Origin of the sequence: Asanoa sp. NPDC049573, from assembly GCF_040676615.1 — a bacterium.
Classification (GTDB): Bacteria; Actinomycetota; Actinomycetes; order Mycobacteriales; family Micromonosporaceae; genus Asanoa.
The window spans coordinates 17,803-35,329 of record NZ_JBFAPI010000010.1; the positions used below are offsets into that span (position 1 = coordinate 17,803).

The window sequence follows — 17,527 nt, forward strand, 5'->3', positions numbered from 1 at the left end:
TTCCTCGGAGGCCGGGCGCGCGCCGCCGCGCCCGGCCCGTTTCGCGGGTGGAGCCGGAACCGGGTGGTGCGGCGGCTCAGTGGCCGCGCTTGTAGATGGTCAGCTCGCTCATGTTCTGGTAGGACAGCGCGGCGAAGTCCAGCGACTGGCCGGGGTTGGCGGCGCCGCCGGGCGCGTTGTCCTGCTCCCAGTTGGCGTGCCGGTAGTCGGCGTCGCCGATGGTCTCGAAGAACTGCTGGAAGTTGATGTCGCCCTCGCCTAGCGGCACCATCTCGTAGCCGTTGGCCAGGGCGCTGTTGCGGTTGCCGTCCTTGGCGTGGAACAGCGGGAACCGGTCGCCGCGGGAGGCCACGTTGAGGATCGGGTCGAACAGGTCCGTACGCTCGACGCCGCTCTTGTCGATGAACTTCTGGTGCTTGAACCGGGCCACGTAGGCCCAGTAGATGTCGAGCTCGAAGAAGACGTACTTCGGGTCGGCCTTGCCGAAGAAGTATTCGAGCTTGCGCATGCCCGACGAACGGGTCGGCTTGCCGTTGGCGTCCAGCGGGCCCTCGTCGAGCAGGAACCCGTACGCCGCGTCGTGGTTGTGGGTGTAGAGCTTCATCCCCCGCTTGCGCGCCTGCCGGCCGAGCTCGTTCCACACGTCGGCGGCCGCGTCCCAATCCGCGCGGTAGGCGGAGTTGGTCGGGTCGGAGCCGGTGCCGATGTGCTTCATGCCGAGCGTCTCGGAGATGTCGAGCTGCTCGGTGAAGGTGGTCGGGTTGATCGAGGTGTGCGTGCCGTTGGCGACCAGACCGTTGTCCTCGAGGATCTTGCGGATCTCCGCCGGCGTGATCTGCCGGCCGAGGATCGAGGTGTGCTGGGTGTAGCCGGCGAACTCGACCTCCTTGTAGCCGAGCTCGGCCACCCGGGCCAGCACCCGCTCGAAGCCGTACGGCACACCGCTGTCGTCGGGCGCGGCGGTGATCCGGTCGCGCACCGAGTAGAGGATGATGCCGCGCCGGTTCGCCGGGATCAGCTCTTCGGGGTGCAGGCCGCGGTCGCCGATCGCGGGAGCGCTGGTCGACAGCACGGGCAGCCCGGCCGCGCCGATCGCGGCCGCGGCGGCACCGGAGGCCTTCAGGATGTTGCGCCGGGTGAGGCGGCTGCGCGCGGCTGGGTCCAACGGAGTTTCGGTCATCGTCGTCCGTCCTCTCGGCGGCGGGCAGCCGCCAACGTCACGACGGCAGCAAGAGGCCGTCGCGTGGGATGGGTGAATCGATTCAGGCGCGGCCGGCGCGCCCGGGAGGAGAGCTCATCGCTGACAGGGACAGGAACACGCCGCGGTGCCACTCGCGGCAGGCGACCGGCTCTGGGATGACCGGCCGACCCGGGATGTGTCGGGGGTGTTACGGATAGAGAGACGATAATGGCACGCGGGGCCAAAAAGATAGATGGTGATGCGCGGAAAGTTCTGAGAGAATCCTCGGAACTTTTGCACGATCAGCGGAAAGCTTGCCCGTCACCAGCTGTGCAGCGTGCCGTCTTCGAGCCGGTTGACCGGCAGCGCTGCCGGGCGGTAGGGGAACTGGGCGGCCAGCTCCTCGTCGATGTCGACACCGAGCCCGGGCTCCTCCGACGGGTGCAGGTAGCCGTCGGCGAAGTGGTAGTCGTGCGGGAAGACCGCGTCGGTCTCCGCCGTGTGCCGCATGTATTCCTGTAGCCCGAAGTTGGGGATCGAGATATCCAGGTGCAGCGCCGCCGACATGCAGACCGGCGACAGGTCGGTCGCACCGTGCGAGCCGCTGCGCACCTGGTGCAGCGCGGCCAGGTCGAAGATCCGGCGCAGGTGGGTGATGCCGCCGGCGTGCACCACGGTCGCCCGGATGTAGTCGATCAGCTGCTCGGCGATCAGCTGCTGGCAGTCCCAGATCGAGCTGAAGATCTCGCCGATCGCGATCGGCGTCGTGGTGTGCCGGCGGATCAGCCGCAGGCTCTCCTGCAACTCGGCCGGAGTCGGGTCTTCCATCCAGGTCAGCGCGTAGGGTTCGAGGCTCTTGCCGAGCCGGCCGGCCTCGATCGGGGTGAGCCGGTGGTGGACGTCGTGCAGCAACCGCAACTGCGGGCCGAACTCGTCGCGGACCCGGGCGAACACGGCCGGCGTGTGGGTCAGGTAGCGCTCGGTCGACCAGACCGCCTCGCTCGGTATCGCCGCGTCGGCCGGCTCGTAGAACATCTTGTCGCCGCTGACCCCGTAGGTGGTGGCCAGGCCCGGCACGCCGGCCTGCACCCGCACGGCCTTGTAGCCCAGGTCGACGTAGCGGGCCACCTCTGCGAGCACGCCGTCGGTGGTCTCGGCGTTGGCATGCCCGTACACCGTGACGCCCTCCCGGCTGCGACCACCGAGCAGCTGGTAGACCGGCATGCCGGCGGCCTTGCCCTTGATGTCCCAGAGCGCCGTGTCGACCGCCGCGATGGCGGTCATCGTCACCGGGCCGCGCCGCCAGTAGGCGCCCTTGTAGAGGTATTGCCAGGTGTCTTCGATCCGGCTGGCGTCGCGCCCGATCAGCGCCGGGACCACGTGCTCGGTCAGGTAGGCGGCGACCGCGAGTTCGCGCCCGTTGAGGGTGGCGTCGCCGACCCCGGTCAGGCCGTCGTCGGTGACCAGCTTGAGGGTGACGAAGTTGCGGCCGGGGCTGGTCACGATCACCCGCGCGTCGACGATCTTCACGGCTGCTCCCTGTGGTCAACCCACCAGCGTGCGCAGGTAGGCCAGGTTGTCCCGGGTGCGCTCCAGGAGCGGTAGCGCCGTCGAGAAGTCTTCCACGGTCACCCAGTTGTCGTAACCGACGGCCCGCAGCGCAGTGAAGTAGGCCCCAAGGTCGGCCTGGCCGCTCCGCAGCGGTGCCCAGTCCGGCGCCCAGGCGGTCGACCCGTCGGGCCGGGTGCCGACCGGTCGCCAGGCGACGTTCTTCACGTGTACGTGTGCCAGATAGGGACCGAGCAACTCGAACGCGGCCAGATGGTCCTCGTGGCCCTCGATGACCAGGTTGCCGACGTCGTGGATGACCGCGACCCGGCCCGGGTCGAGCCCGTCGACCAGGCGCAGCGCGGCCGACGCGGCCGCGGCGATCGTGCCGTGGTGCAACTCGATCAGCGCCGTGACGCCGTGCGCCGCGGCCCGCTCGGCGACCCAGGTCAGGTCGTCGCGGGTGGCCGCGAACAACTCTGGATAGGGCGCCGTGCCCAGCCGCGGCATGGTGACCCGGACCCGCCCGGCGCCGAGGGTCGCGGTGGCCGCCAGCATCCGCTCGACGCCGGCGCGGTCGCTGCTCGGCACGTAGCCGCCGATGCCCGAGTAGTCCAGGCCCGCCTCGCGGGTGATCCGGGCGATCTCCGGCAGGTTCGCCTCCAGGCCGCGCAACGGCCAGGTCGCCCGGTTGCCGGTCCAGAAGCCCGGCACCGGCGCGTCGTCCTGGTCGGTGACCCGCCACTCGATGCCGTCCCAGCCCTGCGCGGCCAGCTCGGCCGCCGCTTCCTGTGGGGTCCACTGTGGGGTCGAGGCGGTGAACACCGAGAACCTCATCGGGCCACCTCCGCCAGGTCGTCGAAGGCGCCGGCGAGCACCTCGTCGACCGCGACCGGCCGGCCGAGCGCGGCGGAGGCGTAGACGGCGTGCACCACCGCGACCGCGAGCATGCCGTCGCGCAACCCGACACCCGGTGGCCGCCCCCCGTCGATGGCGGCCACCACGTCGTCGTACTGGCGCAGGTGGCCCAGGACGAAGCTGTCCGGCGGTTTCGCCGCACCGCGCAACTCCGCGGCCGGGACAGCGTCGGCGGCGGTCTCCATCCCGGTCGCGTGCAGGTATTCGAGTTGGTCGTCGTGGATGACCGCGGAGCCGGCGGTGCCGTGCACCTGGAGCCGCACGCCGAGGCCGGGATGGCCGGCGGTGGTCGCGTGCAGGGTCGCCAGCGCGCCGGAGGCGAACCGCAGCGTGGCGACCGCGACGTCTTCGACCTCGATCCGGTCGTGGGCCAGCCGGGCGGTGTAGGCGGCGACCTCGACCGGCCTGCCGAGCAGCCAGAGCAGCAGGTCGACGGTGTGCACGCCCTGGTTCATCAGCGCGCCGCCGCCGTCGAGCCGCCGGGTGCCCCGCCAGTCGGCCGAGTCGTAGTAGCTCTGCGCCCGCCACCACGGCACCGTCGCCACCGCCGACGTGAGCTGCCCGAGACCGCCGCCGTGCACGGCCGCCGCGACGGCGACACTGGCCGGGTCGAAGCGGTGCTGGCTGACCACCGACGCGACCAGCCCGCTTTCGGCCAGCTCGTCAGCCCGGTCCGCCAGCCGGCGGGCCGCACCCGGTGACGCGTCCAACGGCTTTTCCACCAGCACGTGTACGCCGGCCGCCAGCGCTTCCTCGGCCTGCGCGGCATGCAGCCCGCTCGGGGTGCACACGGCGACCAGCCGGATCGGGCCGGCGGCGAGAGCGTCGGCGAGAGTCGCGAACGCCGCGGCGCCGGTCTTCGCGGCCAGCGCCTCGCGGGCCGGCGGGTCGGAGTCGACGACGGCGGCCAGCCGGAGGCGGGGATGGCGGGCCACGGCCTCGGCGTGGGCGTCGCCGATGATGCCGGCGCCGACAACGGCCACTGGGATGCTGGTCATCGGGTGTCCACTCCGATCGATTCGGTGAGTGCGGCGAACGCGCGGGCGGCGCGGCCGAACGCGGCCGGGCCGGAGAAGCCGCCGGTCGCGCTCTGCAGTGCGAGGTGCGGTTCGAGCGAGGCGAAGCCGGTGTAGCCGTCGTCGCGCAGCGCGGTCAGCGTCTCGCGCAACTCGCCGTCGCCGTGCCCGGCCGGCACCACCGCGCCGGTGGCCGCGACGGCGTCCTTGACCTGGAGATACTCGAGGTATGGGCGGAGCATGGCATAGCCGTCGGTGAACGGCCGCACGCCGACCTGCACGAAGTTGGCGTTGTCCCACGCCACCCGCAGCGCCGGCGAGCCGACCGACTCGACCAGGTCGCGTACCCGGTCCGGGGTGTCGCCGTAGATCTCCTTCTCGTTCTCGTGCAGCAGCGTGACGCCCTCCCGCTCGGCGACGGTGGCCCACTCCCGCATCCGGCGCAGCACCTCGTCGCGGATGTCGTGCGCGGTGCTGCCGGCGGCGCGATAGAACGAGAACAGCCGGATGTAACGGCAGTCGAGGCGGTGTGCGGCCGCGATCGCCTTGTCCAACCGCGCGCGCTCGCCGGCCGGGTCGTCGGCGATGTCGACCTTCCCGATCGGCGACGCGATCGCGGACACCGCCATGCCACGCTCGGCCAGCAGCGCCGCGATCGTGTCGAGCTGGCCGGCGTCGAGGTCGACGACGTTGACGTCCCACGCGCTGCGCAGCTCGAGGTGCCGGGCGCCGAGAGCGGCCAGCACCGCGAGTTGCACCACCGGGTCCGGGTCGATCTCGTCGCCGAACCCGGACAGGACCCACTGCGTCACCGCACGCCTCCCGTGGTCAGCCCGGCCACCAGATATCGCTGGAACACGAGGTAGAGCGCCACCACCGGCACGGCGCAGACCAGGGCCGCGGCCATCAGCTGGCCGTAGACCGGCAGGGCACCGCCCTCCTGGCTGGCGCCGAAGATCTGCAACTCGACGGCGGCGGTGCGGCTGTCGGGGTTGGTGAGCACCGAGGCGAACAGTACGTCGTTCCAGCCCAGCAGGAAGGCGAACACGCCACTGACGACCAGCCCCGGCCAGCTCAGCGGCGCGATCACCCGGGTCAGCACCCGCCACGGCGAGGCGCCGTCGACCCGGGCCGCCTCGTCGAGCTCCGGCGGCAGCTCGCGCAGGTAGGTGACCATCACCCAGGTGGAGAACGGCAGGGCGAAGGTGAGGTAGGTGACCAGCACCGCCCACCGGGTGCCGATGATGGTGATGCCCAGTGCGGTGGCGGCACTGGCGAACAGCACGAACACCGGGAGCAGCAGCAGCGTGCCGGGAATGCTCTGCAGCGCGAGCAGGCCGCGCAGCACCGCGACGCGGCCGCGGAAGGCATAGCGCACGAGGACGTACGCGGACAGCAGCGCGACGAACGCACTGACGACCGCGACCGCGCCGGCGATCAGCACGCTGTTGACCAGCCCGCGGCCCAGGTTGGTGGTCGACCAGATCCGGGCGTAGTTGTCGATGTGGAACCCGTCGGGCCAGAGCGCGCCCCGGGCCACCGCCAGGTCGGAGCTGACGCTCGCGAGTGCCATGTAGGCCAGCGGGCCGAGCACGATCAGCAGCAGCACGGCCAGCACCACCGTGCGCAGCGGGCCGGGCAGCAGCCGGGCGACTTCCTCGCTGCGCCTCATCGCGAGCTCCGTTCGCGGCCGGTGTCGAGGCGCACGGCGCGCAGGTAGACCGCCATCGGGATGGCCACCAGCACCAGCGAGATCACGGCCATCGCCACGCTCAGGCCGAACTCGAAGTTCTGGAAGCTCTCCACATAGGTCAGCACCGGCAGCACCTCCACGTCGACCGGGCTCGGCACGCCGAACAGCACGAACGGCAGGGTGAAGCTGTTGACGTTGTGCAGGAACGAGATGACCAGCGCGAGCGAGAGCGGCCCGCGCAGCTGGGGCAGCACCACGTGGCGCAGTTTGGCCCACCAGCCGGCGCCGTCGAGCGCGGCCGCCTCGTGCACGCTCGCGTCGACCGACTGCAGGCCGGCCGCGGCCAGCAGGTAGACCAGCGGCCAGCCGGCCCAGAGCTGCACCAGGACCAGCGCCCAGAAGCTGCGCGGCCCGTTGAGCCACAGGCCCTCGGTGCCGAGCACCCGGTTGGCGATGCCGTCCGGCTGGAAGATGATCCGCCAGGTGCTGCCGACCACGAACGCCGGCAGCACGTAGGGCACCAGCAGGATCGAGCGGACCAGCGCGCGGCCGCGGAACCGGTCCTGGGTGGCGATGGCCGCGGCCAGCCCGAGCGGGACGCAGGCCGCCGACACCAGCGCCGAGTAGCCGAGGCTGATGCCGATCGCGTGCACCAGGTGTGAGTCGCGGACCGCCTCGACGTAGTTGTCGAACGCGATGAAGTCGGCGCCGACCCATTCCCGGATCGAGTACTGGTCGAGGTCGAGCAGCGAGATGTAGAGGGCGAGCGCCAACGGTATGGCGATCACCAGGAGGGTGAGCACGCCACCCGGCAGGAACATCCAGAGTGGACGTCCCTGCCGGGTGGCGGGGCGGCGGTCGCTCACTTGGCCTTGTCGAGCGCGCCTTGCGCGGTCGATTGGGCCTGGCCGAGCAGCCCGGTCAGCTTGCCGTCGTCGACCTTGCCGGCGGACAGGTCGGGGATCGACTGCACCACCACGTTGGTCAGCGCGAGCTGCACCTGGCTCCAGCCACCGGTGAACGGCGTGTTGACCGACTTGCCGGCCGACTCGACGATCGCGGCCAACGCCGGGTCACTGCCCAGGGCCTGGGCCGCGGCCTGGTTGGTCGGCAGCTCACCGAACGTCTTGTAGTAACTGGTCTGCGACTCTTCGCTGGTGAGCAGCTTGACCAGGGCCAGCGCGAGGTCCTTGTGCTTGCTGTATTTGGCGACCACGACGTTGTCGCCGGACAGGATGCTGGTCGCCGCGACGCCACCGGGCGGCAGCGAGGTCGCGCCGGGCGGGATCGTGGGCATCACCGCGTACGCGTATTTGCCGGCCACGCTCGACTTGTCGAGGGTCACCTTGGAACTGGCCGAGACCATCGGCAGGAAGGCCGCCTTGCCCTCGCCGAACGCGGCGATCGCCTGGGCGTTCTTCCAGCCCACGGCGGCCGGGTCGACGACCTTGTCGGTGGCCAGCCAGCCGAGGTAGCTCTGGTAGGCGAGCTTGGTGTTGGGGCTGTCCAGCGCGGCCTTGCCGTCCTTGACGACCGGGGCGCCGGCCTGGGTGGTCATCGCCCAGATGAACTTCCACGGGTCGAAGCCGTCGGCGTAGCCGATCGCCAGGCCGTACTTGCCGTCCTTGGTGAGCTGCTTGGCCTGGTCGCGCAGGCCGTCCCAGCTGTCGGCGGGCTTGTCGATGCCGGCCGCGGTCAGCAGGTCCTTGTTGTAGGCCATCACGAACGGGCGGCTGGCGAACGGGATGCCGACCTCGTGCTGCTGGTCGGGGCCGGAGATGCCGAGCGTGGCCGGCAGGAACCGGTCGCGGCCGCCGACCTTGTCCCAGTCTTCCTTCTGCAACTCGACGAACGCGCCGGTGGCGTACGCCGTCGGGGTGAAGGTCGTGCCGAGCGCGTAGACGTCGGGGCCCTGGCCCGCGACGACCGACGTCTGGATCTTCGTCAGTTCGTCGTTGGCCGAGGCGAACGTCTCGAACCGGACGGTGGCACCGGTCTGCTGTTGGAACTTGGACGAGACCTCGGTGAACCACTGCCGTTGCTGCTCGGGGTAGATGTTGTTGACGCCCATGAGCATCGTGAGCGTGACGCCGGAGTTGTCGCCGGTAGCGCCGCCGCCGTCGTCGTCGGAACCGCAGGCGGTGAGCGCCGAACCAAGCAAGAGCGCGCTGACCAGCGCGGCGAGGGTGCGTCTGTGCATCGGGAACTCCTCGGGTACCGCGAAGGAGTGGAACATGGTCGATGTTGTCCGGTGACGCTAGTCAGTGGCAATCCGGCGTGACAACCGTTTGCCATGTGTTGCCATCGGTGGTTGGCTGGCGCCGTGGACGACGGACGGCGGCGGCCGGTGACCATCGCCGACATCGCGGCGGCGACCGGGGTGGCGACCTCGACGGTGTCCCGCGCGCTGTCCCGCCCGGGCCGGGTCAGCGCCGCCACCCGCGAGCGGATCCAGGCCGCGGCCCGCGAACTCGACTACGTGCCACACCCGCCGGCGCGGGCGCTCGCGTCCGGCCGCACCGGCACGGTCGCTCTGGTCGTCTCCGACGTCACCAACCCGTTCTACTTTGGCATGATCCGCGGAACACAGCAGCAGTTGAAGGCCGCCGGTTACGCCCACCTGCTGATCGACACCGAAGACTCGGGCGAGCACGAGATCGAGATGCTGCACACGATGCGCCGCTCGCTTGACGGCGCGATTCTCGGCGCCTCCCGGCTGCCGGCACGGTCGTTGGTCGCGCTGGCCGGCGAGATCCCGCTGGTCACCGTCAACCGCAACGTGCGCGGCGTGCCGTCGGTGGTGATCGACACCCCCGCGGGCATCGCGCAGGCGGTCGAGCACCTGGTCTCGCTCGGCCACCGCGACATCGTCTACGTCTCCGGGCCGCAGCAGTCGTGGTCCAACCAGGCCCGCTGGCAGGCGATGAAGGCCGCGCTCGAGCGGCACAAACTGCGGGCGCAGCGGGTCGGCCCGTTCCCGTCGGGCCGGGGCTCGGGCACGGCGGCCGCCGACGCGGTGCTCAACAGCGGCGCCACCGCCTGCGTGGCGTTCAACGACCTGTTCGCGATCGGCATGCTGACCCGGCTGCGCGAGCGCGGCGTGCAGGTGCCGGCCGATCTGAGCGTGGTCGGCTGCGACGACATCTTCGGCGCCGACTTCAGCAACCCGCCGCTGACCACCCTGACCGCGCCGATCGAGCAGGCCGGCCGGGTCGCGGTGTCAATGCTGCTCTCCGGCCTCGACCACCGGGCACCGGAGCCGCAGCGCCGCGCGGTGGTGCTGCCGACCTACCTGACCGTGCGCGAGTCGACCGGCCCGGCAGACCCGTCGCGGCGGTAGCCGCCGCGCCACTAGGTCTGAGCCAACTCGCGGGCGAACGCGCCGTCCGTCGCGGGGCGGGGACCGGCGATCAGCGAGGGGATCCGGCCGGGGTCGGTGCCCGCCTGACGAACAGGGTGGTCCAGTGGACGGCGGCCACCCGGCCGTCGTGGAGTGGGGTCAGCGAGGTCGGCACGCCGTCGCAGCCCAGTTCCTCACGGCTCCACGAGCCGCCGGGGGAGCGTAGCCAGGCGGCGGCACACTCGCGGGTGCCGCCGGTCTCGTCGGTGTCGCGCGTCTCGCCCGTGCTGCTCACCGCGACCACCGTGCCACCGGGCAGCACCGTCGCCGACGTGAGCATGCGGGCGTCGGTTTCCTCGCGCTGCCAGGACGTGCCGTCGGCGGAGGTGAGCACCAGAGCCGGGCCGCGCACGTCGCCGTTGGCGCCGCCGAGCGCGACGAAACGGCGGCCGTCGTGCACCAGGACCGGCAGTTGCGGGTCGCCGCCGGGGTCGGGCACCGTGCCGCGTCGCCAGGTTCGGCCGCCGTCGGCCGAGAGCCAGCTCAGGATCGTGTAGTGGGCGTCGCGGCGGGCGCTGGTGCCGACGGCGACCAGCCGGCCGTCGGGTGCGGCGGCGACCGCGTCGACACCGGTGCTCCGCGCGCCCGGCGGGGTCGGCAGGTCGACCGCCCGCCACCGCTGCCCGTCGGTCGACAGCCAGGCCAACGGCCGGTCGTTGTGCCGGCCGACCGCGACGTAGCCCTCCTCGGTGGCGGCCAGGGCGAGCGGGCCGACGTGGCTGGCGAACGGGTCTTCGCCCGCGTCGGCGTCGAACTGGGCGACCGTCCGCCACCCACCAGGAGCTCCGTCACCGCGCACGATGGCCGTCTCGTAGGCGTAGGCATCGCCGTGGAAGGTGTGTCGGGTGATGGCGAGATAGCCGCCGCCGTGCGCGGGCACGGCCGACAGGACGCTGTTGCGGTCTTCACCGCCGATGCCATCGCCGCCGGTGAACCGCTGTGGAGTCACCACGGTGGACCGCAGGCAGTCGCCCTCGCCGGCCCAGTAGCCGGTGGACAGCCCGTCGCGCCCGAAGCCCACGTAGCAGCCGTCGGGGTCGGCGACCAACAGCTGCGGGCCGCCCATCCAGTCGTCGTCGACCGCGAACGCGTCGTGCACGACCCGCCAGTCGCCGACCCCGTCGGCGCGATCGGGGCGCCCCCTCGCCGCCCCGTCGCGCACCAGCCAGGCGGCGCCCACCGCCACCGCGAGCACCGCGACTGCGGCACCCACGACGGCACCTGGAGACTTCCGCACCGCGCCAGCCTGCCACGGGGGTGCGATGCCGCTGATGAGTCCGGATACTCAATCGGCGGTGCGTAACCAGGCGGCGGCTCGGCGCAGCAGCGCGGCATGCGCGGGCTCCGCATACGACCGGGTGTCGTGGCCGAGCGCGTCGTAGACGACCCGGCCGCCGCCGACCTCGCGGGCCCAGACCAGCGGGTGGCTCGCGCCGCCCTCGTCGTGGGTGAACAGCGGCGTGATCCCCTCGACCAGGTCGAGGTCGGTGTAGCGCTCGTCGACGACCTCGAAGTCGCCCAACGCGCCGGCGACCGGGTGCGCGTGCCCGGTGCGCTTGATCTTGCTGGGGCCGTGCGGCGGATGGAACGTGCGGCCGTGTTCCCAGGCCGCACCGACCAGAGCACGCCAGGCCGGCTGGCCCGGGAACGCGACCGTCGCGCTGTGCATCGCGAGCAGCCCACCGCCCCCGGCCAGGAAGGCCGCCACGACGGCGGCGAACGCGTCGTCGTCGGGCACCGGTTCGAGCCGGTAGGAGGTCGCGTTGACCACGAGCAGAACAGCGCCGTCGAGCGCTGCTTCGAGGTCTCCGACCGCGGTGACGCTCGTCCCGCCGCCGAGCACGCCGGCCAGCGCCGCGCTCGTTGCCGGCAGGTCGTGCCAGGGGTCGGTGTGCGCGTCGCCATGACCGGTGAAGATGACGGTTCGCGTGTCCATGGCACCTATTCCACACCCGGTGGAGGTCTGAGCGCCGCGCCGGCCAGCAGGACCGCGCAGCCGAAGAGCACGGCGACGGCGGTCAGCGCCCGCAGCACGGTGACCCGGTCGCCGAGCAGGCCGAGCAGTGGGGGACCGGCGAGGAACGCGCAATAGCCGATCGAGGCGACCACGCTGACCCGGCCCGCGGCCGCCGCCGGGTCCTCGGCCGCGGCGCTCATCCCGACCGGGAAGCCGAGCGCCGCGCCCAGGCCCCAGAGCGCCGTGCCGGCCACCGCCAGCGGCAGGGTCGGCGCGAATACGAACAGGGCCGTGCCAGCCAGGCCGGCGAGAGCCAGGGCGCGCAGCGTGGCGGCCCGGCCGTAGCGGTGCAGCAGCCACGGCCCATACCAGCGGCCGATCGTCATGGCGGCCAGGAAGGCGGCGAAGGCGAGGGTGCCCAGTGCCGCCGAGCTGTGGTGGCCGTCGACCGCGGCGATCACGATCCAGTCGTTGCCGGCGCCCTCGGCGAGGGTGAAGGCGAGCACGAACAGTCCGATGAGGAGGGTACGCGGCTCGCGCCACGCGGCGAACCCGGTGCGGGCAGCGGTGGCGCTGCCGTGGATGTCCGGCAGGAAACCGCGGGCGGAGGCGGGCACGCCGACGGCGACGAGCACGGCGACCGCGGTCAGGTGCACGGCGAACGGCACCTGCAGGGCGACCAACGGGGCCCCGGCCAGCGCTCCGGCCACACTGCCGACGGAGAAGCCGGCGTGCAGCCGCGACATGATCGGCCGGTCGAGCCGCCGCTCGAGCACGGTGCCCTGGAGGTTCATCGCGACGTCCCAGGCGCCGGTGGAAAGGCCGAGCACGAACAGGCCGACGACCGCCGGGGCCAGCCCGGCGAGCGCGCCGATCGCCATCGTCGCGAGGCCCGCCGCGAACAGCACCGCGCTGACCGTGACGACGCTCCGGGAGCCGAAACGGGCGACGACCGGGCCGGACAGGACCAGCGCGAGTACGGCCCCGGCGGAGCCGACCAGCAGCAGCAGGCCCAGCCCGGCCGGGCTGAGCTGGAGTTGGTCGCGGATCTGCGGCAGCCGGGCGAACCAACTCGCGAACGCGAACCCGGACGCGCCGAAGCAGGCGAACGTCGCCACCGTTGCCCGGCGCGGCCCAGAGCTCACCCGAGCCGGCCCGCGGCGGCGTCCCACTCGGCGGCGTCACCCCGGGGCGCGTAGGCGCGCAGTTCGTGGGTCTCGCGGACCAACTTGCGCAACGCGGCCAGGCCACCGCGGACGGCACCGGCCGCGCGCGCCTGCACCAGCACGTTGCCGACCGCGGTGGCCTCGACCGGGCCGGCCAGCACCGGCAGGCCGCAGGCGTCGGCGGTGAGCTGGCAGAGCAGGGCGTTGTGGGCACCGCCGCCGACCAGGTGGACGACCCGAACGTCGCGGCCGGACAGCGCGGCGGCGGCCAGGACCGCCCGGCGGTGCGCCAGCGCCAGGCTGTCCATGATGCACCGCACGAGCGCGGGCCGGCTCTCCGGCGCGGGCTGCCCGGTTCGCCGGCACTCCCGCGCGATCCGCGCCGGCATGTCGCCCGGCTGGAGGAACACCGGGTCGTCGGCGTCGACGACGGCGCCGAAGGCGGGCTCGTCCGCCGCGGCTCGTAACAGCGCGTCGAGGTCGGCGTCGCCCCACGCACGGAGGCACTCCTGCAGCAACCAGAGGCCCATCACGTTGCGCAGGTAGCGGATCGTGCCGTCGACCCCACCCTCGTTGGTGAAGTTGGCTCGCCGGCTGTCCTCGGTGAGCACGGGTCCGTCGAGTTCGACCCCGACCAGAGACCAGGTGCCGCAGGAGATGTACGCGAAGTCGGTGCCGTCAGCCGGCACCCCCACGACGGCCGAGGCGGTGTCGTGCGAGCCGACCGCGACCACCTCGGTGGTGTAGGGGAGCCCGGCGTCGGCGCGCACCGGCCCGATCCGGTCGCCGGGCCGCCGCAGTGCGGGGAACAGGCGCGCGGGCAACCCGGCGTCGGCGATCAGGTCCGTCGCCCAGCCGCGAGCGCGGACGTCGTACAACTGGGTGGTGGACGCGTTTGTCTCCTCGGCGCCGATCGAGCCGGTGAGCCAGTAGCCGATCAGGTCCGGGATGAGCAGCAGGTGCCGGGCGGCGGCCAGTTGCGGGCTGCCGGCCGCCGCGGCGAGTTGGTAGAGCGTGTTGAACGGAAGCTGTTGAAGGCCCGTCGTCGCGTAGAGCCGCTCCTCACCGAGTCGCTCGGCGGTCGCCCGCCAGCCGTCGGTGCGGCCGTCGCGATAGTGCACCGGGTTGCCGAGCAGCGCGCCGGCCGCGTCGACCAGGCCGTAGTCGACCGCCCAGGCGTCGACGCCGACGCTGTGCACCGGGCCGGCGGCGCGCAGCCCGTCGAGGATGCCGGCGTAGAGCCCCAGCACGTCCCAGTGCAGCGTGCCGCCGACGCGAACCGGGTTGTTGGGGAACCGGTGCACGGTCGACAGGTCGAGGCGGCCGTCGCCGACCCGGCCGACCACGACGCGGCCGCTGGACGCGCCGAGGTCGACGGCCGCGTAGGCGTTCACCGCAGGAACGCGGCCGGGACGCCGGCGTCGACCGGCACGTGTAGGCCGGTGGTGTGTGACAGGTCGCCGGCGGTCAGTGCGTAGACGGCGTTGGCCACGGTTTCCGGGAGTACTTCGAGTTTGAGGAGGGTGCGGCCGGCGTAGTAGGCGCCGAGGTCTTCTTCTTTGACGCCGTAGACGGCGGCGCGTTTGGCGCCCCAGCCGCCGGCGAAGATGCCGGAGCCGCGGACGACGCCGTCGGGGTTGATGCCGTTGACCCGGATGCCGTGTTCGCCGAGTTCGGCGGCCAGGAGGCGGACCTGGTGGGCCTGGTCGGCTTTGGCCGAGCCGTAGGCGACGTTGTTGGGGCCGGCGAAGACGGAGTTCTTCGAGGAGATGTAGATGATGTCGCCGCCCAGGCCCTGGTCGACGAGCACGCGGGCGGCTTCGCGGGAGACGAGGAAGGAGCCTTTGGCCATGACGTCGTGTTGCAGGTCCCAGTCGGCGTCGGTGGTTTCCAGCAGTGGTTTGGAGATGGACAGGCCGGCGTTGTTGACGACCAGATCGATCCCCCCGTACGCCAGGACAGCCGCGTTGATGGCGGCGGTGATCGCGGCCGCGTCCGTGACGTCGGCGGTGACCGCGATCGCGGTGTCGGTGCCGCCGATCTCGGCCGCGACCTTGGCGGCGGCGGCGCCGTCCCGGTCGGCAACGACGACGCAGGCGCCTTCGGCGGCCAGGCGGTGGGCGATGGCGCGGCCGATGCCGGAGCCGCCGCCGGTCACGAACGCGACCCGGGTGGCCAGCGGTCGCGGTGTCGGCATTCTCCGCAGTTTGGCTTCTTCGAGGTGCCAGTATTCGATGCGGAACTTCTCGGCCTCGTCGATGGGGGTGTAGCGGGAGACGGCCTCGGCGCCGCGCATGACGTTGATGGCGTTGACGTAGAACTCGCCGGCGACCCGGGCGGTCTGTTTGTTGGCGCCGAAGGAGAACATGCCCACGCCCGGCACCAGCACGATCGCCGGGTCGGCGCCGCGCATCGGCGGCGAGTCCGCTGTCGCGTGCCGCTGGTAGTAGGCGCGGTAGTCGTCGCGGTATGCGGCGTGCAGCGTCTTGAGGCGCTCGACGGCCTGATCGAGGGGTGCGTCGGCGGGCAGGTCGAGCACCAGCGGCCGGACCTTGGTGCGCAGGAAATGGTCGGGGCAGGAGGTGCCGAGGCCGGCCAGCCGGGGGTGTTCGGCCCGGGCCAGAAAGTCGAGCACCTCGGGGCTGTCGGTGTAGTGCCCGACCGTCCGCCGGTCGGTTCCGGCCAGGCCGCGGATCACCGGGGCCAGCGCGGCGGCCCGGGCCTGCCGCTCGGGCTCGGGAAGCGGCTCGAAGCCGGGGACGACGGGGCCGAACGGGTCGGGGCGGCCGTGCTCGGCGAGATAGCCGGCCGCGGCCTGGATGATCTCCAGGGCGTTGGCCTCGCACTCGTCGCTGGTCGCACCCCACGCGGTAATGCCGTGACCGCCGAGGATCACGCCGATCGCGGCCGGATTGGCCCGGCGGACAGCGGCGATGTCCAGGCCGAGTTGGAAGCCCGGCCGACGCCAGGGCACCCAGACCACCCGGTCGCCGAAGATCTGCTTGGTCAACGCCGGCCCGTCGGCCGCGGTCGCCAGCGCGATCCCGGAGTCCGGATGCAGGTGGTCGACGTGCGCGGCGTCGACCAGAGCGTGCATCGCCGTGTCGATCGACGGCGCCGCACCACCCCTGCCGTGCAGGCAGAAATCGAACGCGGCGACCATCTCGTCCTCACGCTCCACGCCCGGATAGACCTCGACCAGGCCCCTGAGCCGGTCCAGCCGCAGCACCGCGAGCCCGGCCGCCGTGAGCGTGCCGAGATCACCCCCGGAACCCTTCACCCACAACAACTCCACCTCACGGCCGGTCACCGGGTCGATGTCGCAACCCTTCGCCGAGGTGTTCCCGCCCGCGTAGTTGGTGTTACGCGGGTCGGCGCCGAGCCGGTTCGACCGGCCGATCAGCTCGTCCACAACGGACATCTCGTCAGGCTCCCCATCCGGCGGCTTCGCCGCCCACCCGTGCGGCCCGCACGGTCTCGTAATATCCGGAACGCTTGTAGGCGGCGATCGGATCGGGGTCGAGGCCCTGATCGGCGCGCAGATCGCGCAGCAAGGGGCGGACATCGGTGTGATAGGCGTCCATCAACGCGGCGTTGGCTTCCAGCACATCACCATTCTGCTGTGCTTCGCCCAGCGCGTCCGCATCGACGAGCAACGCTTTCGCTGTCGCTTCCTGGACGTTCATCACCGAGCGGATGACGGCCTGGATCTTCGGTTCGATGTTGTGGCACTGGTCGAGCATGAACGCGATCCCGGCGGCTGGTGCCAGCGCGCCCGCGGACACGATCTCGTGCATGATCCGGAACAGCTGGAACGGGTCGGCCGCACCGACCATCAGGTCATCGTCGGCGTAGAACCGGGAATTGAAGTCGAAACCGCCCAACTTCCCGGCCCGCAGCAGGAACGCGACGATGAACTCGATGTTCGTACCCGGAGCGTGATGCCCGGTGTCGATCACGACCTGGGCCCGATCACCCAGCGACAGGCAGTGGGCGTACGCCGTGCCCCAGTCCGGCACGTCGGTCATGTAGAAGGCCGGCTCGAACAGCTTGTATTCCAGCAGCATCCGCTGCCCTGCGCCGAGCCGCGCGTAGACAGCCGACAACGCCTCGGCGAGCCGGTCCTGCCGCGCCCGGACGCTGTCCTGCCCCGGATAGTTCGTGCCGTCGGAGAACCACAACTTCAGGTCCCGCGACCCCGTCGCGTCCATGATGTCGACACACTCGACCAGGTGCGCCAACGCCTTCGCCCGGACCGCCGGATCGGGATGAGTGACCGAGCCCAACTTGTAGTCGTCGTCCTGAAACACGTTCGCGTTGATCGCGCCGAGGGCGACACCCTTTTCCTTGGCGTAGGCCGCCAGCGCCGCGTAGTCGTCGACCCTGTCCCACGGGATGTGCAACGCCACCGTCGGCGCCACACCCGTGAACCGGTGCACGACCGCCGCGTCAGCGATCTTCTCGTACGGGTCCCGCGGCACACCCTCCTGCGCGAACACCTTGAACCGGGTCCCCGAGTTGCCGAACGCCCACGAGGCGGTCTCGACCCGCTGGTCGCGAAGCGCCGCGAAGAGGCGGCTCCGGGTGGACGGGGCAAGCTCGGTCATGGTTGGTCCTCCGCGCGCGGCTTCGAACATGAAACGTTTCAT

The 17,527-nt window shown here is 71.8% G+C and carries 15 protein-coding genes; 1 reads left to right on the forward strand and 14 read right to left on the reverse strand.

What is annotated here, in order from left to right:
* Positions 1-76 precede the first annotated feature (76 nt).
* The 8 genes from AB0J74_RS22100 to AB0J74_RS22135 all read right to left on the reverse strand — a co-directional run bounded on the left by AB0J74_RS22100 (position 77) and on the right by AB0J74_RS22135 (position 8,555).
* Positions 77-1,180 (reverse strand): sugar phosphate isomerase/epimerase, encoded by a 1,104-nt coding sequence (locus AB0J74_RS22100; RefSeq protein ID WP_363450745.1) that lies wholly within the window; start codon positions 1,178-1,180, stop codon positions 77-79.
* Positions 1,181-1,501: 321 nt separating this feature from the next.
* The gene (gene manD, locus AB0J74_RS22105) at positions 1,502-2,710 is read right to left on the reverse strand and encodes a D-mannonate dehydratase ManD (protein ID WP_363450748.1); all 1,209 of its coding nucleotides are present in this window, start codon (positions 2,708-2,710) and stop codon (positions 1,502-1,504) included.
* 15 nt (positions 2,711-2,725) lie between these two features.
* Positions 2,726-3,565, reverse strand: a complete 840-nt coding sequence (locus AB0J74_RS22110) for a sugar phosphate isomerase/epimerase family protein (protein WP_363450750.1) — start codon at positions 3,563-3,565, stop codon at positions 2,726-2,728.
* Entirely contained in the window at positions 3,562-4,644 is a 1,083-nt protein-coding gene (locus AB0J74_RS22115) for a Gfo/Idh/MocA family oxidoreductase (RefSeq protein WP_363450753.1), read from the reverse strand. The genes AB0J74_RS22110 and AB0J74_RS22115 overlap by 4 nt, the downstream gene beginning before the upstream one ends.
* Complete coding sequence (locus tag AB0J74_RS22120) at positions 4,641-5,474, reverse strand: sugar phosphate isomerase/epimerase family protein (protein ID WP_363450755.1); 834 nt, start codon at positions 5,472-5,474, stop codon at positions 4,641-4,643. Before AB0J74_RS22120 ends, AB0J74_RS22115 begins: the two co-directional genes overlap by 4 nt.
* A complete protein-coding gene (locus tag AB0J74_RS22125) occupies positions 5,471-6,334 on the reverse strand; it encodes a carbohydrate ABC transporter permease (RefSeq protein WP_363450757.1) in 864 nt (287 codons plus the stop codon). The genes AB0J74_RS22120 and AB0J74_RS22125 overlap by 4 nt, the downstream gene beginning before the upstream one ends.
* Entirely contained in the window at positions 6,331-7,221 is an 891-nt protein-coding gene (locus AB0J74_RS22130; RefSeq protein ID WP_363450759.1) for a sugar ABC transporter permease, read from the reverse strand. The genes AB0J74_RS22125 and AB0J74_RS22130 overlap by 4 nt, the downstream gene beginning before the upstream one ends.
* Positions 7,218-8,555 (reverse strand): extracellular solute-binding protein, encoded by a 1,338-nt coding sequence (locus tag AB0J74_RS22135; protein WP_363450761.1) that lies wholly within the window; start codon positions 8,553-8,555, stop codon positions 7,218-7,220. The genes AB0J74_RS22130 and AB0J74_RS22135 overlap by 4 nt, the downstream gene beginning before the upstream one ends.
* Before the next feature lie 123 nt (positions 8,556-8,678).
* Here AB0J74_RS22135 and AB0J74_RS22140 point away from each other — a divergent pair, with 123 nt between their 5' ends.
* Entirely contained in the window at positions 8,679-9,695 is a 1,017-nt protein-coding gene (locus AB0J74_RS22140) for a LacI family DNA-binding transcriptional regulator (RefSeq protein ID WP_363450763.1), read from the forward strand.
* A gap of 70 nt (positions 9,696-9,765) precedes the next feature.
* Here the strand turns inward: AB0J74_RS22140 and AB0J74_RS22145 are convergent, their stop codons facing one another.
* The 6 genes from AB0J74_RS22145 to rhaI form a co-directional block, all read right to left on the reverse strand.
* Positions 9,766-10,968, reverse strand: a complete 1,203-nt coding sequence (locus AB0J74_RS22145; protein WP_363450765.1) for a hypothetical protein — start codon at positions 10,966-10,968, stop codon at positions 9,766-9,768.
* 72 nt (positions 10,969-11,040) lie between these two features.
* Positions 11,041-11,691, reverse strand: a complete 651-nt coding sequence (locus AB0J74_RS22150; RefSeq protein WP_363450767.1) for a ThuA domain-containing protein — start codon at positions 11,689-11,691, stop codon at positions 11,041-11,043.
* 5 nt (positions 11,692-11,696) lie between these two features.
* Positions 11,697-12,857, reverse strand: coding sequence for an MFS transporter (locus AB0J74_RS22155; RefSeq protein ID WP_363450769.1), 1,161 nt, complete (start codon positions 12,855-12,857; stop codon positions 11,697-11,699).
* The gene (locus AB0J74_RS22160) at positions 12,854-14,272 is read right to left on the reverse strand and encodes a rhamnulokinase family protein (protein ID WP_363450771.1); all 1,419 of its coding nucleotides are present in this window, start codon (positions 14,270-14,272) and stop codon (positions 12,854-12,856) included. Before AB0J74_RS22160 ends, AB0J74_RS22155 begins: the two co-directional genes overlap by 4 nt.
* Positions 14,269-16,299 (reverse strand): bifunctional aldolase/short-chain dehydrogenase, encoded by a 2,031-nt coding sequence (locus tag AB0J74_RS22165; protein WP_363450773.1) that lies wholly within the window; start codon positions 16,297-16,299, stop codon positions 14,269-14,271. Before AB0J74_RS22165 ends, AB0J74_RS22160 begins: the two co-directional genes overlap by 4 nt.
* A gap of 4 nt (positions 16,300-16,303) precedes the next feature.
* Positions 16,304-17,485 (reverse strand): L-rhamnose isomerase, encoded by a 1,182-nt coding sequence (gene rhaI, locus AB0J74_RS22170; RefSeq protein ID WP_363450775.1) that lies wholly within the window; start codon positions 17,483-17,485, stop codon positions 16,304-16,306.
* Positions 17,486-17,527 lie beyond the last annotated feature (42 nt).